Raw genomic sequence first — 18,880 nt, 5'->3', positions numbered from 1 at the left:
TCAAATGAGATAGCTGCTTGCGCTTACTGGATAAGTGCTAAAGGCCTGTTTCATGCTTAATCCTTGCGCACGGTATAGACCAGGTCCAGCGCACTGGTCACGCCGGTCTGGGCACGCAGCGTGAGGTTGCGTGACAGGTCGTAGAAGATGTAGATGATGCCCATGGCTCCCGACAGGCTTTGCTCGTAGGTCAGGTAGAGCTTGTCCGAGATACGCTTGCCCATGGTCAGGGCCGCGCCTTCGGCGTCGCCATCGCCGCCGCCCTTGAAACCCACTTCATCCAGGCCCAGGCTGCCGGCAATCTTGCCGCTGCTGCTGTTGCCGCCGGCCAGCAGTGCCATGGCAGCTTGCTGCAGCAGCGCGCTGCTGGCGCCACCCGAGGCAGGATCGCGCCCCATGACGACCCAGGAGAGCTTTTCCGCGTCGGGCAGCACAGGGTCGGAGTACAGCAGCACGCGGGGCGCACTGGCCGAGCCCATGACCTGCACGCCGGCCTTGACGGCGATATTGGGGCGCAGGGCCAGGATGTCCAGCGATGGATTGTTGTAGGGACCATTGAAGCGGATCAGGCCGTTTTCCACATTCAGCGACTGACCCCAGGCGCGGTAGCGGCCTTGCTCGGTGCGGATTTCGCCGGTCACGCTGGGCGGGCCGCCAGCGTAGCTGGCGCCCTTGATCTCCAGATCGCCGCGCAGCCGGGTGACGATGCCAAAGCCCTGCAGTGCAAAGTCGCGGCCCATATTGAGCTTGACCAGAATGTCGGGCAGCTTGCGTGGTGTGGCTCGGGCCTGGTCGCGGCGTTCGTCGCGCTCCTGCTTTTTGCGTGCTTCCTCTTCGGCCTTGCGTGATGCGGCCGAACGCACGACCACGTCCTTGTCGAGCGAGGGCGCGGATTCCTCGGGCAGGATGATGGAGGCACGATCCACCGTCAGATCGCCGCGCAGCGTGAACTGGCCTTGCTGCAGATTGGCGGAGAGTTCGCCCGAGACGCTGACCTGGCGGTCGGCACGCACCAGCACCTGCAGCTTGCTGGCCTTGGCCTGCAGGTGCATGCTCAGCCCCGGCTCCCCGGCCCGGCCGGGCGGGGTGAACTGGGCATAGCCGCTGCCAGTCAGCGTGCCGCCGTCTTCGGGGGCCGAGGTCAGGTTGCCGCTGTAGCCAAGGATGCGGGTGTTGCTGCCCTTGCCGCCCTTGAGGTGCAGCTCGGTGATGTCCAGGCGCGTGCCCTGCAGCTTGGCGCGTAGCACGCCGTCCTGCAGGTCCACGCCGTCCAGCAGCGAGGTGATGTTGAGCGATTCGGCATTGATATTGCCCAGCCACTTGGGGTCGTCCAGCGTGCCGGAGATCGTGGCATCGGCGGCCAGCGTGCCCTTCACGCGCCAGCCTGGCGGAGCAAACAGGCCCCAGATGCCGATGTCCGGCATGCTGGCGCGCAGCTGTCCGCTCAGGGGCGCGTTGGGTGGCAATGACCAGCCGTCCTTGCCGTAGCTGAGCTGGGTGCGCAGCTCGGCCTGGGCCGTGCCCGCACGTTCGCTGTCCCAGAGCAGTTTGGTGGTCACATTGCTGCCGCTGGCCTGTACGGTCAGCTTGGCTTGCTTGATGCGGGAACGCATGCCCGCGCCGCTGATGGTGCGCGTGCGCGTGCCGCCTGCGCGCTTGGCCGTGGGTCCGGTGGTCTGGATCACGGTGGTGCCTGTACCACCGTCGTCCACGGCCAGGCGCAGATCGCCGCCAGCGCGCTCCACCATCAGTTCGGCCCTGAGGTTGCGGCCCATGGTGTCCACATCCCACTGGCCGTTAAAGCTCAGGTCGCCTGACAGGCCTGCGGCCTGCAGCGGCGGTTCATCGTCGCCCAGACTGAAGGCGTCGACCCAGGCCAGCGGAATGCCTTGTGCGCGACCTGTGCTGCGCAGGCCGAACTGGCCATTGCCTGCCTTGGTAAAGCTGCTGTTGTCCCATTGCAGCAGTGCCGGGGCCAGGGCGTTGCCCCGGCCTTGGCCGCCAGCACCCGCAGGCGGCGTGATTTGCAGCTTGCCTGCGGTGATCTGCCAGGCCGTGCTCAGCACGGTATTGCCCGATGTGCGTTGGGTAATCTGCACAGGGGCTCCAGGCTGCAACTGCAGGGCCCAGGGGCCGGGCTTGTCCTTGCCCGGCTTGAGCTGGGCCTGCAGCTTGTCCAGGCTGGCTTGCCAGTCCAGGGGCGCAGCGCCTTTGCCGCTGGCAAGGCCCGCTTGCAGGGCGGTATCCAGTTGCACGGATTTGTCGGCCTGCTGTGCCAGGGCTGCCAGGCTCAGCTGCGTATTTTCGGGGCTGCCGTTCAGCTTGAGTTGCAGCTTGCTCAGGCTTAGCGCCTGGTCGGGGGCAGCGCCCGCAGCCTGGTAGCGAATCAGATCGCTGTTCACGCTGGCATTGAGTTGCAGGCCGCTGGCGGGCAGCGGTGCGCCCGGGGCAGCCTTGAGCCGCTCCAGCAATGCGCCCCAGCCGCCGCGCCAGTCCAGCTGGGTCTGAACGGCGCCGTCCAGCTTGGCGCCACCCAGCGGCTTGTCCATGCCGGGCAGGCGTGCCAGCCACTGCGTCAGCGCGCTCAGGGAACTGAGCTGCAGCGTGGCCTGACCTTGCCCATCCTTGGGCGCGATATGACCGGCCAGTTGCAGCTGTGCACCGGGCAAGGCGGCCTTGAGCTGGGCTTTGGCCTGCTGGGTCTCGGTATTGAATTCGATGGCCTTGGCGCTGATGCTGGCTTGCAGGGCCTCCAGCTCCAGCGTCTGCAGTTGCAGCAGCGGGGCTTGCCATTGGCCCTGGGTGGCCAGGGTCTGTATGCGCAAGGCCTTGTCCGAGGGGCGGCCGGGGGCATGCAGATCGACGGAGAAGGCAATGGGCGCTGCCGCAACGGTTTCGCCATTGCCTGCATCTGAGGACACAGGCGGCGTCAGTGTCTCGGCCTTGAGACTGCCGTCCAACGGTGCGGCTTCCAGGCTGCTGTAGAGGTCGGCAGGGTTCAGCTGTTTGACCAGCAGCTTGCCCTCGAACATCTGGCCTGCGGGCATATATTGGCCAGCCAGATTGAGCTGGCCCTTGCCGATGTCGACCAGGGCTTCATCGACCAGCCATTGGCTGCCATCGAAATTGACCTGGGCCTGCAGATTCTTCAGCGGCAGGCGCTGCTTGTCCCAGGGGCCGGGCAGGGCGTTGCTGAACTGCGTGCTCAATGCCCAGGTGGGCTGCGGCGTCTGATCAGCGGCGGCTGCCGAATCTGCCTGCAGCACAGGGCCGGGGCCGGCCTGCAGCTCGCCGGACAGGGCGGTGCGCGGTCCCTGGGGCCAGAAAGCCGCTACGTCCAGGTTCTTGAGCAAGGCCTGGGCGGACAGCAGTGGCTGTGGCTTCCAGGGGGCGATGGTCGCCTTGATATCGGCCAGCATGGGCTGCACATCAGCCGTGGATTGCTCCTGATTTTCTAGCTGTTTGCGCTTGTTGTTGGCTGATTTCTGGATTGATTTGCTATTAGATGAAGCATCGGATTGCGCTGGCTGCTCACTATTTTGAGATTCGGCTGTTTGCACCGCCGCTTCGGCATGGGCGGTGATCTGCAGCTCGGCGGCTTCCGTGGCCAGTGTTCCCTTGATCTGCGCATCGGCCAGTACATCGATCAGGCTGGCAGTCTGGCCATCCTTGCTCTGCAAGGGGTTGGGCGTTTTCAGCTGGCCTTGCAGTTCCACCCTGGTCTGCATGGGCGCTGCAGCCTGAATGCGGGCCAGCGCCTGGTAGTCGCCGTCGGCCACATGCAGGCTGCGCACCTGCAGCTCATGCAGGCTGCCTGTGTACTCGTAGCGACCGCTGAGGTTTTCCACCACGGTTTCGGGCGGGCCTTTCCAGACAATGCGGTCGATCTGGAAGGGCAGCTCGATCTTGACCGGCAGCATCAGCGACTGCAGCGGCTCGCTGGGCTTTTTCTCAGGGTCGGGCGTGCTGGAAATTTCCAGCTCGGCGACATGAACTTCGCCCAGCTTGAGCGCGCGCGACAGAATCAACGGCCTGAACTGCCAGGCTATCGTGGCTTCTTTGAGCTCGACCTTCATGGTCGGGCTTTGCCATTGCAGCCAGCCGATATGGCCGCCGTTCTTGACCGAGCCCGTCACTTCCTTGGCCGACAGCGATTGCTCCGCCGGCAGCCAGCGGGCCACGCGTTGCAAGGTGGTGGCCAGCGAGTCGTCGCGGCCAATCCACCACAGCAAGGTGCCCAGGGCCAGCGCGATCGCGACGACGCATGTGAGAAACAGCCAGCCCAGGGCACGCAGCCAGCGGCGGCGCTTTCGAGGAGCATGCGCTGCAGCGGCTGCGGAAGGAGCTGGAGTGGAGGGCGCTTGCCCTGCGGGGGTCTTGTTATCCGCCATGTCTAGAAAGTGAAGCCCAGGCGCAGGTGCAGACGCAGCTGCTTTTCCTGCAAACCGTAGGCAAGGTCAGCCTGAATCGGGCCGACGGGACTTTTCCAGCGAATGCCGGTACCCACGCCGACGCGCATGTACATGTGATTGAGCTCATCGCCCACCGTGCCCGCGTCCATGAACACGGCGTGCTCGAAGTCGCGGGTGTTGCCCTTGATGGTGATGGGGCGCTGCCATTCCACGCTGCCGGTGGCCAGATAGCGGCCGCCGATGACCAGGCCGTTGTCCGCACGTGCACCGATCTTCTGGTAGCCGTAGCCGCGCACCGTGTTGTCGCCGCCCGTGAGGAACATCAGCGTCATGGGCAGGTCAGCCTCTTTCTTGGCCATGATGGCCCCGGCCGAGGCGCGTAGCGACAGGCGGCTGCGGCGCTTGGTTTCCTCGTCGCGCTCGCCGATCGGAATCAGCGTCAGAAAGCGCCCCGTGGCGCGGCCAAACGGCGTGCGCTGCGGTGTCAGCGTGGTGCCTGCGCCGACTTCAAACGCAAAGCCAAAGCCCGAGGTGGGCGAGATCTGGTTGTCGAAGTAACGCCCGGTCCAGCCGTAGTTGCCCAGCAGCGACGAGGCGCTGGGCGGGGCATCGGGGCCCTGCGTCTTGGCGAAGTCATACTGCAGATACATATTGCGCTCGATCCGGTCTTCGGCCTTGGAGCGGCCAAAGCGCAACTGTGCGCTATTGGTGGTGAAGTCACCGGCCGGTGCGCGCTCTATCTTGCCGCCCACGAACCAGCGCCACAGATCCTCACCGGGCAAGCCGGTGAGCTGGGTGGAGATCAGCGGGTTCTTGGTATCCAGCTGCAGCTTGCTGACGGCGCGCCAGTTCAGACCCGGCACCTTGTTGTAGACATGGTCCACGGACAGGCGTGGCCCGGTATCGGTGCTGGCGCCCACGCCGAACACCCATTTCTGCAGCTTGGCCTCGCGCACCTTGGCAATCACGGGCGAGGTGACTTCATTGGCCATGGCCTTGCGTTTCTCGTCGTCGGCCGCGGCGCTCTCGGTTTGCTGAGGCGCATCGGCCAGCGTCAGAAAGACGGAGTCGTAATAGCCGCTGCTGACCAGACGCTGCTGCGCATCGAGCATGCTTTGCTGGTTGTACTCCTGCCCCTCGGGCAGGCGGGCGATGCGGGCCGTGCCCACGGAGTCGTAGCGCTGGGCACCCTCGATCTGCAAGGGGCCGAAGGTATAGGCCGGACCCGGATCGTAGGCCACGTTGATGCGCGCCTTGTTGGTGTCTGCATCCACATCGGCCAGGCTGTGGTCGATGCGTGCCAGCGGATAGCGGCGCTTTTGCAACTCCTTGAGGCCGCCGCTCTTGGCGCTGCCCCAGGCGTTCTGGGTGAAATGCTCACCCACATTCAGCGGCCAGGTTTCCTCGATGGTCAGGCGCTGCGAGCGGCCCAGTTCATCCTCGGCATTGGGGCCGACGAATTTGACTTCGGATTGCTCGATCACCGTCGCGGGGCCGGGGTCGACCTTGACCACCACCTTGCGCGGAGCATCGGCATCTTCTTCGGGGGTGTCCGTCAGCTCCACCGTGACCGTGGGGCTGAAGTAGCCGAGGGTGCCGATCAGCTCGCGCACATTGGCGTCGGTAGCGCCCAGCAGCCGCGTGAGCTCGCGGCGCTGCAGATCGGGCTGGTAGCGAAAGCGTTTGAGTTCCAGATGTTTTTCCAGCAGCTCGCGCATTTCTTTGGGGGCCTCGACTTCCAGCGTGAAAGCCGCAGGGCCGCTGGTGTCGATGCCCATGGTTTCGGCTTCTTTGTCTTTGGGGGAAAGCAGGCTGCAGCCGCTGAGGAGCAAGGCGGCTCCCAAAAGCAAAGCCGGCCTCAAGGCCGGCTTTTTCAAGGGCAAGGTCTGGGGCATGCCCCTATTTTGACAGCATGCGCATGGCGTCTTCCAAGCCTTTGAGCGATAACGGGTACATTCGGTCGCCCATCAGCTGCTGGATGATGCTGATGCTCTGGCGGTATTGCCACACGCCTTGCGGCTCGGGGTTGATCCAGGCAAAGCGCGGGAAGGCATGGGTCAGGCGCTGCAACCATTCGGCGCCGGGCTCCTCGTTCATGTACTCGACGCTGCCGCCGGGCTGCAGGATTTCGTAGGGGCTCATGGTTGCGTCGCCCACGAAGATCAGCTTGTAGTCTTTGTTGTACTTGCGAATGATGTCCCAGGTCGGGAACTTCTCGGCAAAGCGGCGGCGGTTGTTCTTCCACATGAAGTCATAGACGCAGTTGTGGAAGTAATAGAACTCCAGATGCTTGAGTTCGCTCTTGACGGCCGAGAACAGTTCCTCCACGCGCTGCACATGCTCGTCCATGGTGCCGCCCACGTCCATGAGCAGCAGCACTTTCACATTGTTGTGCCGCTCGGGAATCATCTTGATGTCCAGATACCCGGCGTTGGCGGCCGTGGAACGGATGGTGTCGGGCAGATCCAGCTCCAGCTCGCCGCCCTGGCGTGCGAACTTGCGCAGGCGGCGCAGCGCGACCTTGATGTTGCGCGTGCCCAATTCCTGGGTGTCGTCATAGTCGCGGTAGGCGCGCTGCTCCCAGACCTTGACGGCGCTCTTGTTGCGGCCCGGCCCGCCTATGCGTATGCCGGCCGGGTTGTAGCCGCCATGGCCGAAGGGGCTGGTGCCGCCCGTGCCGATCCATTTGCTGCCGCCTTCGTGGCGTTCCTTCTGCTCTTCCAGGCGCTTCTTGAGCGTCTCCATGAGCTCGTCCCAGCCCATGGCCTCGATCTTGGCCTTGTCCTCGGGACTGAGTTCGCGCTCCAGCAGCTTTTGCAGCCAGTCCTGAGGGATCTCCTTGGTCAGGTCGGCCAGCATTTCCACGCCCTTGAAATAGGCGGAAAAAGCGCGATCGTATTTGTCGTAGTGCTTCTCGTCCTTGACCAGGATCGTGCGGCCCAGGTGATAGAAGTCGTCCAGGCTCCAGCGGTCTTCGCTCTTGGGGCCGATGAGGCCCGCATCCAGCGCTTCCAGCAGTGCCAGAAACTCCTTGACCGATACCGGCAGCTTGGCGGCTCGCAGGGTGTAGAAAAAGTCGATCAGCATGAAATATGCCTCCAGCTCTTATGCAGCGGGCGTATGCTGCTCCAGAAGATAGAGCAGCTGCGCACGGGCCTCGGGCCATTCGCCGCTGCGCATGGAATACATCACGGTGTCGCGAATCGTGCCGTCGCGGCGCAGCGCATGGCCGCGAATCACGCCATCCTTCTTGGCCCCCAGGCGCTCGATGGCACGCTGGCTGGCGAAGTTGAAGTTATCGGTGCGCCAGCCCACGACATGGCAGTCCAGCGTGCCGAAGGCATGGGCCAGCAGCAGCAGTTTGGCCGAGGTGTTCACATGCGTGCGCTGCACGCTTTGGGCGTACCAGGTGTAGCCGATTTCCACGCGGCGCACGGCGGGCACGATGTCGTGATAGCTGGTGGTGCCAAGCACCTTGCCGCTTTCGTCGTCGAGCACGGCGAAGGCAAAGCGGTGGCCTTGCGCGCGGCCCAGCAGGGCGGTCTCGATGTAGCTGCGGGTTTCCTGCGGCGCCGGCACCGAGGTGACGCGGATCTTCCACAGCTCGCCGTCCGCAGCGGCGGCAGCCAGGCCTGCTTCATGATCAAGGGACAGGGGCTCCAGGCGCACGCCCCGGTCGCGCAAGGTGACGGGTTCGACAAAGCTCATATCAGTTATCCATGGTGCATAAACAAGCATGGTCCAGGTCAGCAGATGCCGCGCAAGGGTCGCCCCGCCGCGCCGGCATCGACCCCCTTCCCACGTAGCGTAGCGAAGTGAGAGAAGGGGGAAGGAGCGCCGCGACACAGGGGGATGTCATCTATTCCTCTGGTTCATGAAGACCAGCTTTTCAAACAGGCTCATGTCCTGTTCGTTCTTGAGCAGTGCGCCCACCATGGGGGGCACGCTGACCTTGCCATCGATATCCTGCAGCGCAGAGGCCGGAATGTCCTCGGCCACCAGCAGCTTGAGCCAGTCGAGCAGCTCGCTGGTCGAAGGCTTTTTCTTGAGGCCGGGAAGATTGCGCACGTCGTAGAACACCTTCATGGCGGCGCTCAGCAACTCGCCCTGCAGCTTGGGGAAGTGCACGCTGACGATCTGGCGCATGGTGTCCGCATCGGGGAACTTGATGTAGTGGAAAAAGCAGCGGCGCAGGAAGGCGTCGGGCAATTCCTTTTCGTTGTTCGATGTGATGAAGACCAGCGGGCGATGCTTGGCGCGGATCATCTCGTGCGTCTCGTAGCAGTAGAACTCCATGCGGTCGATTTCGCGCAACAGGTCGTTGGGAAATTCGATATCGGCCTTGTCGATCTCATCGATCAGCAGCACCACGGGCTCATCGGCCATGAAAGCCTGCCAGAGAACGCCCTTGACGATGTAGTTGGTGATGTCCTTGACGCGTTCGTCGCCCAGCTGCGAATCGCGCAGGCGGCTGACGGCATCGTATTCATAGAGGCCTTGCTGGGCCTTGGTGGTGGACTTGATATGCCACTGCAGCAGCGGCATCTTCAGTGCCGCTGCCACTTCCTCGGCCAGCATGGTCTTGCCTGTGCCGGGTTCACCTTTGATGAGCAAGGGGCGCTGCAGGGTAGCGGAAGCATTGACGGCCAGCATCAGATCCTGTGTGGCCACGTATTTGTCGGAACCTTGAAACTTCATGGGCGGTATCAGCGTAAGTATTGATAAGCGTGTCAAATTCTGGCTGCCATAATCATTTGCACTGCAGCAAGGCATTTGAGCACCCGTCTGAACTCTTGAAGGATTGTGCGCGCAAAATGATAAAAACTTGGACCACAGCATTGGCAGTAGTTGTCGCCTCAGTGACCGGAGTGGCACATGCCCAGGCCGTCAAGGGCGATGCCAAAGCCGGCGAAGGCAAGATCGCCATGTGCATCGGTTGCCACGGCATTCAAGGCTATCAGGCCAGCTTCCCCGAGGTGTACAAAGTACCCATGATCGGTGGACAGAACGAGGCCTATATCGTCTCGGCGCTCAACGCCTACAAAAAGGGCGAACGCAAACACCCCACCATGCGCGGCATTGCCGATTCGCTGAGCGAGCAGGATATCGCCGATGTGGCGGCCTTCTACGCTGGGCATGGGAAAACCAAGGGCGCCAAGCCCGCAGAAGCCAATGCTGCAGTCACCGCGCTGCTGCAGAAGGGAGCCTGTTTCTCCTGCCACGGTGAAGGCTTTTCCAAACCCATAGACCCCTCCTACCCCAAGGTGGCGGGGCAGTATTCGGACTATGTGTTCCGCGCACTGCAGTCGTACAAGACCGAGAGCAATCCGCTCATCGGTCGCAGCAACGGTGTAATGGCAGGCATTGCCAAGCAATTCAAGAATGATGAATTGCAGCAATTGGCCAAATACATAGGAGCGCAGGAGAGCGAGATGCAGGTGGTGGTGCAGCCTCATTTCCGTCTGGGCCAGAAATAAGTCCTGCCTCGGAAAAACACAAAGCCCGCAGATGCGGGCTTTGTGTTTTTTCGAAAGAACCAGGGACACAGAGCAAGGGCCGCCCCGCAGCGATTGTGTCGTCCCCCTGTCGAGGGGGAAGGCGCGAAGCGACTCAGGGGGTGTTTTTGAAGTTACCGTCACTGGTCGCAAGACGCTGCACACCGGCCACATAAGCCTCGCCGTCAGGGGGGCGGCCCGAGCGCTGGCTTTCCCAGAGCATCTGCCCCAGGCATTCCATGGCCGCGTGGTGGGCGTCATGCAGGTCGCGTTTCCTGGCCAGCAGCTCCACGGCCTGGCGAATGCCGCGCGGTGAATCCACGCTGCATTGCTCGCTGATGGACAGATGCATGGACAGGTGAAGGAACGGATTGGTGCGCTCGGGCTCGGCGTCGTAGTCGCGTGCCACGGCGGCGTCGGCATCTGCCAGCTCCGCAAAATACTCGGGGTGCTCATCGATCCACAGGCTGGCCAGGGTCTCGATGGCCTCCATGGGCGCGCCGCTGATCATCTTGGCGCGCACACCGCAAAAAAAACGCCGTACGTCGGCTTGACTGGGGTTGAACATGATGGCGCGCAGCGTATCACGGCTGCTCGGCGCTGGCAGGTCTGTGGTCTTGGATTTCTGCCTGTGCGGGAAGTGCTGAATCCTGCGCGGTCTCGTCGTTGTCGCCTTCCAGCATGGCTGCACGCTCCCTGGCCATTTGCTCCGCCAGTTGCTGGCGGCCCTGCTTGGCCACGGCGATCAACTGGTTCTGATCCTTGTCCTTGTAATGTGGATACATGCGCTCGGCCAGCGCCTGGTTGTGATCCCGAAAGCGCTTTGTCACACGCCGGGCGTCTTCAGCACTTTCTCCTATCAGCTCCAGCACGGACTGCGCAGATATCAGGCTGGATTCGAAGACTTCGCGCTGGGCATGCTTTACGCCCAGGTCGCGCAGGCGGAACCAGTGATCGAGGTCACGGGCACGGGCCACGACCTCCAGATTGGGGAAATGCTTGCGCACCTGACTGGCGATTTTGATCGACTGCTCGACAGAGTCCACGGCAATCACGAGCACGCGCGCCGATGCCGCGCCAGCGATGCGCAGCAGGTCCATGCGGGTGGCATCGCCATAGAAGACGCGGTAGCCATAGGTTTGCGCGGTCTCCAGCATCTCCACGCTGTGGTCCAGGATGGTGGGGCGCTGGCCCTGGGCCAGCAGCACGCGGGCCACGATCTGGCCGTAGCGGCCAAAGCCCGCGATGATGATGGGAGACTCCTGCTGCTCGGAAATCTCCTTGGCCTTGCCGCTCTGGCCTTCTTCCTTGACCGTCGAGAAACGGCGCAGCAGCAGCTTGTCCAGCAGCACCAGCAGCAACGGGCCCAGCAGCATGGACAAAGCGACGGCGGCCACCAGCATGGATGAGATGGTGTGATGAAAGACCTTGTACTGAGCCGCGGTCTGGAACACCACAAAGGCAAATTCACCGCCCTGGGCCAGCATCAGGGTGAAAACGGGGCGCTCGCGCCAGGGCAGCTTCATGAACTTGGCCAGGCCAAAAATCATCAGTGCCTTGAGGCTGATGAAGCCCGCCACCATGGCCGCCATGGTCCAGGGCGATTTGAGGAGGACGCCAAAGTCGATGCTCATGCCCACGGCCATGAAGAACAGGCCCAGCAGCAGTCCCTTGAATGGTTCGATATTGGTTTCCAGCTCGCTGCGGTATTCGCTGTCGGCCAGCAGCACGCCGGCCAGAAAGGCGCCCAGCGCCATGGACAGGCCCACCTGGGTCATCAGCATGGCGATGCCCACCACCAGCAGCAGCGAGGTGGCGGTGAAGATCTCGGGTGTCTTGCTGCGCGCGATCCAGCGCAGCAGCGGCTGCAACAGCAGGCGACCGCCGATGATGACAGCGGCAATCGTGCCCACGGTCTTGAGTATGGCCAGCCAGATATGCCCGTCCGTATGAGTGGCGTGGGCGGCCTTGTAGGCGCCCAGAATGGGAATCAGGGCCAGGATGGGGATGGCGGCCACGTCCTGGAACAGCAGGATGGAAAACGCAGCCTGGCCGCTGGGGGTGCGCATCAGATTGCGCTCGGCCATGACCTGCAGGCAGATAGCCGTGGACGATAGCGCCAGACCCATGCCTGCGATCAGGCTGACGCGCCAGGAAAAGCCAAAGCCCCAGGCCGCGATGAACAGAATGCCCGTGCAGACGGCCATCTGAGCCATGCCCCAGCCAAAAATCGGGCGGCGCAGCTCCCATAGCCGTTTGGGCTGGAGTTCCAGGCCAATCACGAACAACATCAGCACCACGCCAAATTCGGCAAAGTGCAGTATGTCCTCCACATTCTTGACCAGGCCGAAACCCCAGGGGCCCATGGCAATGCCTGCACCGAGGTAGCCAATGATGGCGCCAAGCCCCAGTGCGCGGGCAATGGGCACGGCCAGCACGGCGGCTGTGAGATAGATGAAGCCGTAGGTCAGCCAGATGGGAGTGCTGTGTTCCATGGGGGGATGTTGTTTGGTGTTAACCCAGGTTCGGGCCATTTTGGCACCTCGCAACAGCCGTCAATTCTTGACGGGCCATAAATGCCAATGAATCGTTACTGATGGCTTGTACTGGTATGTCTCTGCTGCGCCTGCAGGCTTGGCGCGTAACTTTTAAAATATCCGGCTAATCTGCCAGCGGGTGTTTTCAGGGGTCTTGAGATGGATTTGCATACATGGTTCGCATTTTTTGTGGCGTCCTGGATCATTGCGGTGTCGCCAGGCTCGGGGGCCGTGCTGTCCATGAGCCATGGCCTTTCCTATGGCGTGCGCAGAACCAGTGTCACCATCCTGGGGTTGCAACTGGGCCTGTTGTCCATCCTGCTGGTGGCCGGGGCGGGCGTGGGCTCGCTGCTGATGGCCTCCGAATGGGCCTTCAACACGGTCAAGGTCGTGGGCGCGGGCTATCTGATCTATCTGGGCTTCAGCCAGTGGCGCTCGGGTGGCTCTCCGTTGATGGCGCAGGAAGTGGCGCCTGAAGTCAGTGTCAAAAAGCGCGTGCTGACCGGTTTCCTGACCAATGCCACCAACCCCAAGGGCATCATCTTCATGGTGGCCGTGCTGCCCCAGTTCATGACGACCAGCCGCCCGCTGGTGCCGCAGCTGGCCATTCTGGCCGTCACCATGCTGGCCGTGGACACCACGGTCATGCACAGCTACGCGGCCGGTGCCAGCGCGCTGCGCGGCCTGATGCGCAGTGCGCGAGCCATGCGCAACCAGAACCGCGTGTTTGGCGGATTGCTGATGGCCGTGGGGACGGGGTTGTTCTTTGTGCAGCGCTCGTCGGAAGCCTGAAATCCGTAAAAAAGATAGCTGCAGGCGCTTGATGCATAAGCGATACGGCCTGTTTTGATATTGATCTCTATGGGCTAACCCTTGTCTCGCGCCAGACAAGCAGGCGCGTGGGCTGCTTCTACAGTGGCAGGCATGAAAACCTTTCATTCCTACTCCGAAGTGCTGTCCTGCATAGGGCAGGAAGTGGCCGTCAGCGGCTGGATCACGATTACACAGGCGCAAATCCAGATGTTTGCCGATGCCACCGGCGATCAGCAATGGATTCATACGGACCCGGAGCGTGCCGCCAAAGGGCCGTTCGGCGCGCCTATCGCTCATGGTTTTCTCACGCTGTCGCTGCTGCCCCGGTTTTTTGAAGATACGTTCAGTATCGAGGGGGCGAAGATGGGCGTGAATTATGGCCTCAACAAGGTACGTTTCATGGCCCCCGTACCCGTCAACAGCCGTTTGCGCGCACGCATGACGCTGCAGGCGGCCGAACGGATCGAGCCCGATGGCGTGCAGATGACCTGGCTGGTGACGGTGGAGCGCGAAGGCAGTGACAAACCTGTGTGCGTGGCCGAATCGCTGGCGCGCAGCTATGGCGCCGAGGCTTGAACTCTCTTTCAAGACAAATCAAGAAAGCCCCAGGGCCTGGCCCCGGGGCTTTTTCTTTGTGCAGCACAGTGGCTGATTGCTCTTGCGTCCCTGCCTTTATCAGGCACCGTAGTTGTCGAGCAGGCCTGCTTTGGCTGCGGATTTGGTTTCGTTGCGCACTTGTTCGCGGGTCAGCGTGGAGTTTGTTGGTTTTTGGACCGACAGAGGCAGATAGGACTCGCCTTGCGAGAGCATTTCGCCTTTGGCTATGGCATCCAGAACCTGGGCACGAACTTCGGCTCGGGTCAGCGTGGATTGGCCGGCTTCTTGAGTGGGGTAATGGTCACCAGTGAAATCCAGGCCGCCGGCTTGTGCAGCCAAGGCCGAGAAGGCCAGTGCGGCGGCTAGGGTGATGCGGTGGTGAAACGATTGGCGATTGCCATGATGAGTCCTTCAGTATGTCGATGGGACTTGTGGGCTGGCGGACATCGTCACTCTTCATCAAGTCCATGAGTCGTACTGTAGAACTATCCAATTCAAAGAAAAATCCCTGAATCCGCAACTGATTGTTCTGCATATGAGGACAATGAGTGTCAGGGTGCCGGAACAGGTTCGGCCAGTGCAGCGCCCGTGAAGCCTTGCTGGCGCCAGGCCTCGAAGACCGTCACTGCCACGGCATTCGACAGGTTCAGACTACGCTGTGAAGCCAGCATGGGCAGGCGCAGGCGCTGCTCATTGGGAAACTGGGCGCGGACCTCGGGTGGCAGGCCCTTGCTCTCGGAACCGAACACCAGCCAGTCGCCTGCCTGGAACTGGATGGAATGCGCCGGGCTGCTGCTATGGGTCGTCATGGCAAACATGCGCTCGCGTTGAGGTTGGCAGGTCTGCAAAAAAGCGTCCCAGTTGGCATGGCGGGCTACGTTGGCGTACTCGTGGTAGTCCAGACCGGCACGGCGCATGTGACGGTCTTCCATGGAAAAGCCCAGAGGCTCGATCAGATGCAGGCTGCAGCCCGTATTGGCAGCCAGCCGGATCACATTGCCGGTGTTGGGCGGGATCTCGGGAGCCACAAGAACGATATGAAACATGGGGCGATATTGTGCAGGGCCAACTTGCGCCTTGTGCTCGCAGGCCGCAGTTCCAGACTGGCGAGCATGGGTCAAGCCCGTCTCAGGCGGCTCGGGCCAGTGCCAGTGCGCAGACGGAGGCGGCACCGGCGTCTAGCAGGCATATCGCCAGAGCGTCGAGCGTGGCGCCCGTGGTCATCACATCGTCGAGCAGCAGAATGCGTTTTCCTGCAATCTGCGAGGTAGCGTCTGCATGGAGGCTGAATACGCCACGCAGCTGCCGCAGGCGCTGCTGGCGGCTGGCGCTGTGCTGGGGTAAATCCACATGCCGGCGCTGTACGGCTCTGCTCAGGATAGGAGCGCTGTAGCCGGTTTGCCGCACCAGCGACCGGGCCAGCAAATCCATGTGGTCGAACCCGCGCTCGCGAACGCGTGCCGCGGAGGCGGGTACCGGCAGCAGTGCATCGCTGCCCTGCAGGCAGTGCAAGGCCTGCTCATGCGTGCCGATCAGATGTGCCAGGCTGTGGGTCAGGCCCAAGTCGCCTTCGAATTTGTAGCGCGTGATCAGCTTCTGCCAGGGATAGCCATAGTCGAGTACGGCTACGCAATGGCTCAGGTGTGGAGGGCGCTTGAGGCAGGCTCCGCATTCCAGGGTCTGTGATGGCAGGGGTAGGGCGCAGCGGGAGCAGCGATGCACCTGGGGCATCCAGCGCTTGCGGCAGTCCGGGCAGATACGCAGGCTTGGCCAGCGTCCGCAAACTGCGCACTGGCTGGGCACGGCCGGCAATGCCTGCGCTGGCAGGCCCAGGCGTGAAAGCCATGTCGCAGCAAGGTTGGGCATAGTGTCAATATACTCGCGCCGCATTGTTCCCGTTTCGGTGCAGCGCGCGTCAGCCCTGGTTGGTGCGACCGTTTGCACCTTGTCTGTTCTGTTGCCATGTCTCACGCTCTGCCTCCCACGATTGATCCCGTCGCCGCCCATCACTGGCACCAGGCCGCCGAGGCAGAGGCGCCGTGGCTGCATGAGGAGGTGGCCAATCGCATGCAGCTACGCCTGGACTGGATCGTCAAGCCCCCTCAAAACTGGTGCCACTGGGAACCCGTGCGCGGCGGCCTGCAGGCGCATAAGCTGCTGCGTGAGCGCTACCCGCAGGCAGAGTGCACGATCTACGAGCCGGTGGAGCAGCGCCGGGCGGTGGCCGAAGAAAAGCTGGGCAGCCGCTGGTGGCAGCTGTCGCGCTGGAAGGGGGCTGGCCTGCAGGTGGCCGAGCCTGCCGACGGCAGCGTGGACATGTTGTGGGCCAATATGCTGCTGCATACGGCGGCCGATCCACAGACCTTGATAGAGCGCTGGCACAAGGCGCTCAAGACCGATGGCTATGTCATGTTCTCTGCCCTGGGGCCGGACACCGTGATGCAACTGCACCGTCTCTACGCGGATCTGGGCTGGGGGCCGGCAGGTCATGCCTTCACGGATATGCATGACTGGGGCGATATGCTGGTGCATTCCGGCTTTGCCGAGCCCGTGATGGACATGGAGCGCATCACGCTGACGTTTGCCACGCCCGAGCGCCTGCTGCAGGAGCTGCGCGAGCTGGGGCGCAATCTGCATCCGGCGCGTTTTGCAGGCTTGCGCGGCCGAGCCTGGAAGGCGCAGCTGTTGCAGAAGATGGCGGAAAAATGGGCAGACAAGCAGCCTGATGGTCAATTGTCTCTGACCTTTGAAATCGTCTATGGCCATGCCTACAAGCCGCAGCCCAAGGTACGTCTGGAATCAAGCAGTTCCGTCTCTTTGCAGGATATGAAGGCCATGCTCAAGCAGCCGCGCAACACGGGTTTGCGATAGCGCAAGTGTCGTTTTCCTGTCATTGATTCAACACAAAGCTCCCTACAATTTCCCCATTGATTCGATAGATCGCAGCCAGTTCATTGGGCTTCTCTCCGCCTGATGGGCGTTAGACATGCGGCCATGGGTCGTCAGGGGAGAATCGGGTGTTTCGCTTTGCCAAGGGAGCTGGCCAGCGGGTTCAAGAGCGGCTGGTTCGCAAGTTTGATCATCACCAAAAGCCTGCCTCAGGTGGCGCTGCTGCATTTGTGCACGGCGTGAAAGTGCCTTTTTCCGGGCGCGTCTCCTCATCCATTTCTTTTTCTGCTGAGCTTGGCAATTGCGCCAGGCCCGGTCGCGTCCAGCCACTGGTCAATTGGGACAGATTTCGCTTGATGCGGGTGATATCTGCCGGCTTGCGGTCAGGTGATATTTCGGCAGCTGTATTAGTGAATGCGCGCAGACATTGCTATCAAATTCTGAGGCATGCTGTGATGCAGTTTGCAAGGTAGTGTGAGTGTCACAGCCTTCTGGCCAGATGGTGCGGGAGTGGTGTGAGCGAGTGGACAAACTAAGGCTTAGAGGGGTGAGTGAAAGCGATGAAAAACATTTCCACCAAGCTGGTTCCCTGGAGTTTGGCCTTGGCTGCATGGGGTAGTTCCATGGCGCATGCCGTGCAGGATCTGCCCGGAGGCCCTGCCGTCAATCAGCTCAATCTGCATCCGCCTGTCACGCGCATTGCCGTGGAGCAGCATGGGCTGCACTGGATGATGCTCATCATCTGTACGCTGATCTTCATCGGTGTGTTCGGGGTGATGTTCTATTCGATCTGGATGCACCGCAAATCCAAAGGTGCCCAGGCCGCGAACTTTCACGAATCGGTCAAGGTGGAGGTGGCATGGACCATCATTCCCTTCATCATCGTCGTGCTGATCGCCTTGCCCGCCACCAAGGTTCTGGTTGCGCAAAAGGACACGACCAACGCCGATCTCACCATCAAGGCCACGGGCTACCAGTGGAAATGGGGTTATGACTATCTGACTGGCGAAGGTGCAGGCCTCAGCTATATCTCCACACTCGATACCGCGCAGCGGCAGATGTCCAACTCCGGGGATGTGAGTCAGGCTCCTGTCGACTATCTGTTCAAGGTGGACAACCCGCTGGTGGTGCCGGTGGGCAAGAAGGTGCGTGTCATCACCACGGCCAATGACGTGATTCACTCCTTCATGGTGCCGGCCTTCGGCATCAAGCAGGATGCGATTCCCGGCTTTGTGCGCGATACCTGGTTCAAGGCTGAAAAGACCGGTGACTACTACGGGCAGTGCGCCGAGCTGTGCGGCAAGGAACACGCCTATATGCCGATTCATGTGAAGGTGCTCTCCAGCCAGGATTACAGCGCCTGGGTCGAGGCCGAGCAGAAAAAAGTGGCCGCCAAAGCCGATGACCCGAACAAGGTCTGGGTGCTGACCGATCTGGTGGCGCGTGGCGAGAAGGTCTATGCCGCCAACTGTGCTGCTTGCCACCAGGCCAATGGCAAGGGCGCGGGCCCCATCAAGCCGCTGGACGGCAGCGCCGTGGTGCTGGGCCCCACGGCCGACATGATGCATGCCGTGCTTGAAGGCCGGGCCAACGGCGCCATGCCTTCGTGGAAACAGCTCAGCGATACCGATCTGGCTGCGGTGGTGACCTTTGCCAAGAATCACTGGAGCAACCAGACCGGACAACTGGTGCAGCCTGCGCAATTCGTTGCGGCACGCGGCGGCCAATTCCCTGAAGGCGGTGGCAGCGCTGCTCCTGCTGCAACGCCGGCACCGGCGGCACCTGAGGCGGCAGCCCCTGCCGCAGCCAGCGACGCAGGCCCGTTCCAGGTGTTCTTCGACAGCGGCAAGAGTGCGCTGGATGATGCGGCTCAGGCCGAAGTCAAGAAGGCCGCCGAATACTGGAATGCGCACAAAGATGGAAAGATTGCCCTGTCCGGTTTTGTGGATGCCACAGGTAGTGCCGACAAGAATGCCGAACTGGCCAAGGAGCGCGCCAAGGCCGTGGCCAAGCTGCTGAGCGACAGCGGCATTGCGTCCGAGCGCATCGAACTGCGCAAGCCGCAGACCATTACCGCAGGCAGCGATGGTGCAGACAAGCAGGCACGCCGCGTTGACATCGTGGCGGCTCAGTAAGC

General features: G+C 62.1%; 15 protein-coding genes. 5 read left to right on the top strand and 10 right to left on the bottom strand.

What is annotated here, in order from left to right:
* Window positions 1-56 precede the first annotated feature (56 nt).
* From QMY55_RS19680 to QMY55_RS19660, 5 genes are all read right to left on the bottom strand, one after another.
* The gene (locus QMY55_RS19680) at window positions 57-4,391 is read right to left on the bottom strand and encodes a translocation/assembly module TamB domain-containing protein (RefSeq protein ID WP_283485803.1); all 4,335 of its coding nucleotides are present in this window, start codon (window positions 4,389-4,391) and stop codon (window positions 57-59) included.
* A 2-nt stretch (window positions 4,392-4,393) separates the two neighbouring features.
* Entirely contained in the window at window positions 4,394-6,307 is a 1,914-nt protein-coding gene (locus QMY55_RS19675; protein WP_456064497.1) for an autotransporter assembly complex protein TamA, read from the bottom strand.
* A gap of 4 nt (window positions 6,308-6,311) precedes the next feature.
* The gene (locus QMY55_RS19670; protein ID WP_283485801.1) at window positions 6,312-7,499 is read right to left on the bottom strand and encodes a vWA domain-containing protein; all 1,188 of its coding nucleotides are present in this window, start codon (window positions 7,497-7,499) and stop codon (window positions 6,312-6,314) included.
* An 18-nt stretch (window positions 7,500-7,517) separates the two neighbouring features.
* Complete coding sequence (locus tag QMY55_RS19665) at window positions 7,518-8,120, bottom strand: GNAT family N-acetyltransferase (RefSeq protein ID WP_283485800.1); 603 nt, start codon at window positions 8,118-8,120, stop codon at window positions 7,518-7,520.
* 147 nt (window positions 8,121-8,267) lie between these two features.
* On the bottom strand, window positions 8,268-9,110 hold the full coding sequence (locus QMY55_RS19660; RefSeq protein ID WP_283485799.1) for an AAA family ATPase: 843 nt from the start codon (window positions 9,108-9,110) through the stop codon (window positions 8,268-8,270).
* 116 nt (window positions 9,111-9,226) lie between these two features.
* On the opposite strand from QMY55_RS19660, the gene QMY55_RS19655 reads away from it, so the two are divergent.
* A complete protein-coding gene (locus QMY55_RS19655; RefSeq protein WP_283485798.1) occupies window positions 9,227-9,889 on the top strand; it encodes a c-type cytochrome in 663 nt (220 codons plus the stop codon).
* 133 nt (window positions 9,890-10,022) lie between these two features.
* Here the strand turns inward: QMY55_RS19655 and QMY55_RS19650 are convergent, their stop codons facing one another.
* Both QMY55_RS19650 and kefC read right to left on the bottom strand, forming a co-directional pair.
* Window positions 10,023-10,475 carry a DUF1841 family protein gene (locus QMY55_RS19650; RefSeq protein WP_283485797.1) on the bottom strand — a complete coding sequence of 151 codons (453 nt, stop codon included), beginning with the start codon at window positions 10,473-10,475 and terminating at the stop codon, window positions 10,023-10,025.
* A 16-nt stretch (window positions 10,476-10,491) separates the two neighbouring features.
* On the bottom strand, window positions 10,492-12,402 hold the full coding sequence (kefC, locus tag QMY55_RS19645; RefSeq protein ID WP_283485796.1) for a glutathione-regulated potassium-efflux system protein KefC: 1,911 nt from the start codon (window positions 12,400-12,402) through the stop codon (window positions 10,492-10,494).
* 201 nt (window positions 12,403-12,603) lie between these two features.
* On the opposite strand from kefC, the gene QMY55_RS19640 reads away from it, so the two are divergent.
* Both QMY55_RS19640 and QMY55_RS19635 read left to right on the top strand, forming a co-directional pair.
* The gene (locus tag QMY55_RS19640; RefSeq protein ID WP_283485795.1) at window positions 12,604-13,236 is read left to right on the top strand and encodes a LysE family translocator; all 633 of its coding nucleotides are present in this window, start codon (window positions 12,604-12,606) and stop codon (window positions 13,234-13,236) included.
* Between the two features lie 132 nt (window positions 13,237-13,368).
* On the top strand, window positions 13,369-13,833 hold the full coding sequence (locus QMY55_RS19635; protein WP_283485794.1) for a MaoC family dehydratase: 465 nt from the start codon (window positions 13,369-13,371) through the stop codon (window positions 13,831-13,833).
* Between the two features lie 99 nt (window positions 13,834-13,932).
* Here the strand turns inward: QMY55_RS19635 and QMY55_RS19630 are convergent, their stop codons facing one another.
* From QMY55_RS19630 to QMY55_RS19620, 3 genes are all read right to left on the bottom strand, one after another.
* Window positions 13,933-14,226, bottom strand: coding sequence for a DUF4148 domain-containing protein (locus QMY55_RS19630; RefSeq protein ID WP_407650713.1), 294 nt, complete (start codon window positions 14,224-14,226; stop codon window positions 13,933-13,935).
* Between the two features lie 179 nt (window positions 14,227-14,405).
* Window positions 14,406-14,900: a tRNA (uridine(34)/cytosine(34)/5-carboxymethylaminomethyluridine(34)-2'-O)-methyltransferase TrmL gene (gene trmL / locus QMY55_RS19625; RefSeq protein ID WP_283485792.1), complete on the bottom strand. Its 495-nt coding sequence runs from the start codon at window positions 14,898-14,900 to the stop codon at window positions 14,406-14,408.
* 82 nt (window positions 14,901-14,982) lie between these two features.
* Window positions 14,983-15,720 carry a ComF family protein gene (locus QMY55_RS19620; RefSeq protein ID WP_283485791.1) on the bottom strand — a complete coding sequence of 246 codons (738 nt, stop codon included), beginning with the start codon at window positions 15,718-15,720 and terminating at the stop codon, window positions 14,983-14,985.
* Window positions 15,721-15,816: 96 nt separating this feature from the next.
* On the opposite strand from QMY55_RS19620, the gene QMY55_RS19615 reads away from it, so the two are divergent.
* A complete protein-coding gene (locus QMY55_RS19615) occupies window positions 15,817-16,725 on the top strand; it encodes a class I SAM-dependent methyltransferase (protein WP_283485790.1) in 909 nt (302 codons plus the stop codon).
* 578 nt (window positions 16,726-17,303) lie between these two features.
* The gene (gene coxB / locus QMY55_RS19610; protein ID WP_283485789.1) at window positions 17,304-18,878 is read left to right on the top strand and encodes a cytochrome c oxidase subunit II; all 1,575 of its coding nucleotides are present in this window, start codon (window positions 17,304-17,306) and stop codon (window positions 18,876-18,878) included.
* Window positions 18,879-18,880 lie beyond the last annotated feature (2 nt).

Origin of the sequence: Comamonas resistens, from assembly GCF_030064165.1 — a bacterium.
Lineage (GTDB): Bacteria > Pseudomonadota > Gammaproteobacteria > Burkholderiales > Burkholderiaceae_C > Comamonas > Comamonas resistens.
Note: the sequence above shows the minus strand (reverse complement) of the source record. Positions and strands in the feature narration are given on the sequence as shown.